The organism is Staphylococcus sp. HMSC069E10, from assembly GCF_001809205.1.
Taxonomy (GTDB): Bacteria; Bacillota; Bacilli; order Staphylococcales; family Staphylococcaceae; genus Staphylococcus; species Staphylococcus hominis.
Genome location: NZ_KV796489.1, coordinates 119,023 through 125,142, shown reverse-complemented (window position 1 = coordinate 125,142; position 6,120 = coordinate 119,023). Strand labels below are relative to the sequence as shown.

5 protein-coding genes and 1 pseudogene are annotated in these 6,120 nt (G+C 31.1%); 3 read left to right on the top strand and 3 right to left on the bottom strand.

Features of this window, described 5'->3' with window-relative positions:
- Positions 1-33: 33 nt before the first annotated feature.
- Positions 34-1,878 (bottom strand): translational GTPase TypA, encoded by a 1,845-nt coding sequence (typA, locus tag HMPREF2561_RS07625; RefSeq protein WP_017175739.1) that lies wholly within the window; start codon positions 1,876-1,878, stop codon positions 34-36.
- Between the two features lie 98 nt (positions 1,879-1,976).
- Here typA and HMPREF2561_RS07620 point away from each other — a divergent pair, with 98 nt between their 5' ends.
- Positions 1,977-2,168 (top strand): DUF5325 family protein, encoded by a 192-nt coding sequence (locus tag HMPREF2561_RS07620; RefSeq protein WP_002448174.1) that lies wholly within the window; start codon positions 1,977-1,979, stop codon positions 2,166-2,168.
- A gap of 68 nt (positions 2,169-2,236) precedes the next feature.
- Here HMPREF2561_RS07620 and HMPREF2561_RS07615 read toward each other — a convergent pair whose 3' ends face one another.
- On the bottom strand, positions 2,237-3,052 hold the full coding sequence (locus tag HMPREF2561_RS07615) for an inositol monophosphatase family protein (RefSeq protein ID WP_002448077.1): 816 nt from the start codon (positions 3,050-3,052) through the stop codon (positions 2,237-2,239).
- 239 nt (positions 3,053-3,291) lie between these two features.
- Positions 3,292-3,546 (bottom strand): annotated as a pseudogene (locus tag HMPREF2561_RS07610) (GNAT family N-acetyltransferase); the annotation flags it as partial.
- 354 nt (positions 3,547-3,900) lie between these two features.
- Here HMPREF2561_RS07610 and HMPREF2561_RS07605 point away from each other — a divergent pair.
- Both HMPREF2561_RS07605 and HMPREF2561_RS07600 read left to right on the top strand, forming a co-directional pair.
- Positions 3,901-4,512, top strand: a complete 612-nt coding sequence (locus HMPREF2561_RS07605; protein WP_002448079.1) for a YktB family protein — start codon at positions 3,901-3,903, stop codon at positions 4,510-4,512.
- Between the two features lie 179 nt (positions 4,513-4,691).
- Positions 4,692-6,038 carry an Nramp family divalent metal transporter gene (locus tag HMPREF2561_RS07600; RefSeq protein ID WP_017175741.1) on the top strand — a complete coding sequence of 449 codons (1,347 nt, stop codon included), beginning with the start codon at positions 4,692-4,694 and terminating at the stop codon, positions 6,036-6,038.
- Positions 6,039-6,120 lie beyond the last annotated feature (82 nt).

Genomic DNA, 6,120 nt, shown 5'->3' with positions numbered 1-6,120 from the left:
CATCAAATTTGATGTTGCGTCTTTTTATTAGTTTTATTGATCTTGCATCATTTGTTTTACACGTTTCGCTTCTTTTTCACGTGCAGCTTTATTTAAAATTTTCTTTCTTAAACGGATACTTTGAGGCGTTACTTCAACCAATTCATCATCATTAATATATTCTAATGCTTCTTCTAACGTTAAAATTCTTGGACGATTCATTGTTTGAGTTTGATCTTTTGTTGCTGAACGTACGTTAGTTTGATGTTTAGCTTTAGTAATATTAACTGTTAAGTCGTTTTCACGGTTATGTTCTCCTACAATCATACCTTCATAAACTTCAGTACCTGGTTCCATGAAGTTTACACCTCGGTCCTCTAGACCAATGATGGCATAGGCTGTTGCTTGTCCTTGATCCATTGAAATTAATGCACCATTACGACGGCCACCAATTTGTGCTTTAACACGAGGTCTAAATTCTTCAAATGTATGATTAATAATGCCATAACCACGTGTCATAGACATAAATTCAGTTGTATATCCAATCATACCACGTGCAGGTACCATAAAGATTAAACGTGTTAATCCATTATCAGTTGTTAACATGTCTAACATTTCACCTTTACGCGCACCAAGTGATTCAATCACTGCTCCAGCATTTTCAGATGGAACTTCACATTGAACACGTTCAAATGGTTCACTTAATACACCATCAATTTCACGTAAAATAACTTGAGGTTTAGAAACTTGAAGTTCAAACCCTTCACGTCTCATATTCTCAATTAAAATAGATAAGTGCAACTCTCCACGGCCAGCTACAATCCACGTATCTGGAGAATCTGTTGGTGTAACTTTTAAAGATACATCTGTTTCAAGTTGTTGATCTAACCGTTCTTGGATTTGACGAGCAGTTACAAAATCACCTTCACGACCAGCAAATGGTGAATTATTTACTTTGAATGTCATTTCAAGTGTAGGTTCATCAATACGCAATACTGGTAACGCTTCTTGATGATCATGTGGTGTAACTGTTTCACCTACGTTGATATCTTCCATTCCTGATACAGCAATTAAATCTCCCGCTTGTGCTTCTTCAATTTCTTCACGTTTTAAACCAAAGAAACCAAAGATTTTTGTTACACGGAAGTTTTTCACTGTACCATCTAATTTAATAAGCGATACATTATCGCCGACACGCATTTTACCTCTAAATACACGACCAATACCAATACGACCAACGTAATCATTATAGTCTAATAATGCTACTTGGAATTGTAGTGGTTCATCACTGTTATCAATTGGAGCAGGCACGTAATCAAGAATTGTTTCATATAAAGACTGCATGTTTTCATCTTGTTTTTCAGGATCAAGACTCGCTGTTCCATTTACAGCTGATGCATAAACAACTGGGAAATCAAGTTGTTCATCATTTGCTTCAAGTTCAATAAATAAATCTAATACTTCATCTACTACCGCTTCTGGTCTAGCAGAAGGTTTATCAATTTTATTAACTACTACAACAGGTTTTAAATTTTGTTCTAATGCTTTTTTTAGTACGAAACGTGTTTGTGGCATCGTACCTTCGTAGGCATCTACAACAAGTACAACACCATCTACCATTTTCATGATACGTTCAACTTCACCACCAAAGTCAGCATGCCCTGGTGTATCTAAGATGTTAATTCTTGTACCTTTATAATTTATCGCAGTATTTTTAGCAAGAATTGTAATACCACGTTCTCTTTCTAAGTCATTAGAGTCCATTGCTCTTTCATCAACATGCTCATTTTCTCTGAAGATTCCAGATTGTTTAAGCAATTCGTCAACTAGTGTTGTTTTACCATGGTCGACGTGAGCAATAATTGCAATATTACGAACATCTTCTCTTCTATTAGTCATTTTATAATATCCTTTCTTGAGTAAATTCCCACTTTTAATTGCAACTTTTTTATTATATCATAATATTAACAAAAGATAACTAAAAGGTGGGGATGGGGATGGAAAAACCAAAATCTAAAGGTATATTCTGGATACTTTCTATTGTAGCAGTTATATTTTTAGTGCTCTTTAGTTTCAGCGTGGGTGCCGGAAGTATTCCAATGATGATTTTAACATTTATTCTTTTCATTGCAACGTTTGGCGCCGGATTTACGCTTAAGAAAAAGTATCGTGAAAACAATTGGCTATAATCAACCATTAAGATATATAAAGCTTGAGATATTTTTGCCTCAAGCTTTTTTTATTGAAATAAGATTTTTTATTTTTTAAAGCGTTGATGTAAATCTATTAAAGTAGCCGTATTAGGTGCTAGATAAATTTCTAATATTTCTTTATGAATATTTGAATTTCCTACTAATACTGAATTCGCACTTGAAATATTTAATGGTTCACCTAATAAGTTACTAGCTACGCCTCCAACTTCATTTAATACAATAAGACCACCAGCGAAGTCCCAAGGCTGTAATCTAGGTGTGATATAAGCAGCCAATTGTCCTTTAGCTACACTTATAATTTCTAAAGCTGCACTACCATATGCTCTACAGCTTCTTGCATCATTTACTATATCTTGAAATATAGGACCCATTTTAGGTTTGGTTACCCAATTTGGGTTGATACCAATTAAGCTTTTCTTTAGGGTGGTAGATTCAATCGTAGATAATGGATGTTTATTTTCAAATGCACCCTCACCTACCTTGGCATGATATAAAACATCTTTCATTACATCATATACAAAGCCAGCGTATGGTTTACCATTTCGATAGATACCAATTGAGATAGCAAAATTTTCTTTTTGATGTACAAAGTTTAATGTGCCATCAATTGGATCCACTACCCATACGACCCCTTCAACATGAGTTAAATCATGACCATGTCCTTCTTCCCCAATAACACGATGTTCTGGATAACTATGGGTAATCGCATCATATATATAATTTTCAGTAGCTTTATCAACATTTGTAACTAAGTCATTCGGATTTGATTTTGTTTCAATATTTAATTCTTCCTTCATCATTATTCTAACTTTATTTCCTGCTTCTAAAACTAAGCCTTTAGCAAAATCATATAGCGACATACTATCATCTCCTGTTGCTTACTATTATACATCAAATCAATTTTATAATTGTTATACATCATTTTATACCTTCATCACTATATATTAAACTCTTATGAATAGTTTATAAGCATAAAAATAGGTCGCCAATAAAAGCAACCTATCAAATCCATGATATAAAAGACTGAAAACATTTAAAATATATGAATAAATATGTACATTCATCTTATAATTATGGAAGATAAATAAATAAAAGATCATTAAGCTAATTTTAAATGTAAAATCGGGTAATCTCTACCTTGATTGTCTTTTTGAGATTCACTATATGCTTTAAAACCATTTTTAATATAAAATTTCAATGCATGTTGGTTATCTTTATTAACATCTACATATTGGATTTTATCTTCTTGAATCAGTGACTGAAGTATGATTGTACCGTAACCTTTATTAAAATGTTTAGGATCTATAAACAACATTTCCAAATTTTCATCATTAATTCCCGAAAAACCAATAACTTCTTTATCATAAAATCATAGATATGCATCTACATATTTTAAATAAGTTAGAAGGTCATTTTTTAATTGCATTCTATCTTCTTCTTTAAAAAAATCATGTGTTTTTACTACAGATTTCTCCCAAATTTTTAGTATTGTATTATAGTCTTTTTTCTTTTACTTTTATTAATCTCATGACACTCTCCTAACCACGAGGGGTAAAATCCTAAAAATTAAATGACTAACATCTAGGTACTGACTCTACCTTATTAGTTTAAATTAACTATCTATATTGTATATTACTATTCTATCATTATCACTTTGAAATATATGCTACAATAAACTCAACATACTATTAAAATAGGAGGAAGATCAATGACACAATACACATTTACACCTAAAGATTTTAAAGCATTTGACGTTGAGGGTTTAGATGAACGAATGGAAGCTTTAAATAAATATATTAGACCTCAATTACATCAGTTAGGCGATTATTTTAGTGAGTATTTCACTTCTCAAACTGGAGAAACATTTTATGCACATGTTGCTAAACATGCGCGTAGAAGTGTTAATCCTCCTATAGATACCTGGGTCGCTTTTGCACCTAATAAACGTGGTTATAAAATGTTACCCCACTTCCAAATTGGCCTTTTTAGGGATCAATTATTTATCATGTATGGAATAATGCATGAAGGAAAAAATAAAGAAGAACGTGTTAAAGTTTTTGACAAACATTTTAATGCATTAAAACAACTTCCAAATGATTATCAAATTAGTTTAAATCACATGAAAAAAGATAAACAATATATCAAAGATTTAAGTGATACTGATTTACATCAAGCTATTGATCGTGTTAAAAATGTGAAAAAAGGAGAATTTTTTATAGCACGTACTTTAGCCCCTAGTGATGAACGATTAAAATCAGATGAAACATTTTTAGCTTTTATTAAAGAAACATTTGATGAATTCTTAAAATTATATGAATAAATACTATTCTTCGGCCTGGGACTTTACTAGAAGTCTCAGGTGTTTTTTATTTTATTGGTAATCACTCACTGTCTTGAAGATCCATCTAAATTCAGTAATATTCTTTTTTACAACATTTTTAGGTTGACCTAAAAATATATTTAGGTTAATATAATTAAAAAGATTTTAGGAGTGTATGAATGAATTATATGAGTAATAAAAAACAACGTAGCTTAGACGAAATTAATAATACAGTAGACTTTAATAGTAATAAAAGTGCAAGCCAAAAATTTTTAGCTTTTTTAGGTCCAGGATTATTAGTAGCGGTGGGATATATGGATCCAGGTAACTGGATTACATCTATGCAAGGCGGAGCACAATTTGGCTATATTCTTCTTTTTATTATTTTAATTTCTAGTTTAGCTGCAATGCTTTTGCAAAGCATGACAGTTAGATTAGGTATTGCTACAGAGATGGATTTAGCACAAATGACACGTCATTATTTAAATCGCCCGTTAGCAATTATATTTTGGATAATAGCAGAACTAGCTATTATCGCTACAGATATTGCTGAAATTATCGGAAGTGCAATAGCTCTAGACTTATTGTTTAATATTCCTTTAATTATAGGTGCACTTATAACTGTTTTAGATGTTTTTCTTTTACTCTTTATTATGAAATTTGGCTTCAGAAAAATCGAAGCGATTGTCGGAACATTAATTTTTACTGTTCTAATTATTTTCTTATTCGAAGTATTTATTTCATCACCTAAAGTGATTAATATTCTTAACGGGTTTATTCCTCATAAGGATATCGTTACAAATCATAGTGTACTGTATATTGCTTTAGGGATTATTGGTGCTACAATTATGCCTCACAATCTCTATTTACATTCTTCGATTGTACAATCACGTAAATATGATAGAACTAATGAGAACGATAAGGCACAAGCAATTAAATATGCAACAATTGATTCTAATATACAATTAAGCATCGCTTTTATAGTAAATTGCTTGTTACTTATATTAGGTGCTGCACTATTTTATGGTGTTAATGCTGATAAATTAGGAGGATTTTATGATTTATATCATGCCCTTAAAACTCAGCCGCTTCTAGGGTCAGTACTTGGCAGTATCATGAGTACATTATTCGCTATTGCACTACTTGCATCTGGACAAAATTCTACAATCACTGGAACACTCTCAGGTCAAATTGTTATGGAAGGATTTTTAAGATTATCAATTCCAAATTGGTTAAGACGATTAATAACTAGAGGTTTAGCTGTCATTCCTGTTATAATTTGTTTAATTGTATTTAAAGGTAATGAAAATAAAATGGAACAACTTTTAGTACTTTCTCAAGTATTTTTAAGTATCGCTTTACCGTTTTCACTCATTCCTTTACAACTTGCAACAAGCAACAAAAAATTAATGGGCCCTTTTTATAATAAAAACTGGATTAACTTTTGTTCTTGGAGTTTAATTATTATTCTAAGCCTACTTAATGTTTATTTAATTATCGAAACATTTAAAGAATTTTTTGCATAAAATAAAACTATTGTTAAGGTATTGAACATGATATCTTAACAATAGTTTTTCTCTGTATTCTTTTAATTCATTATAACTTCCA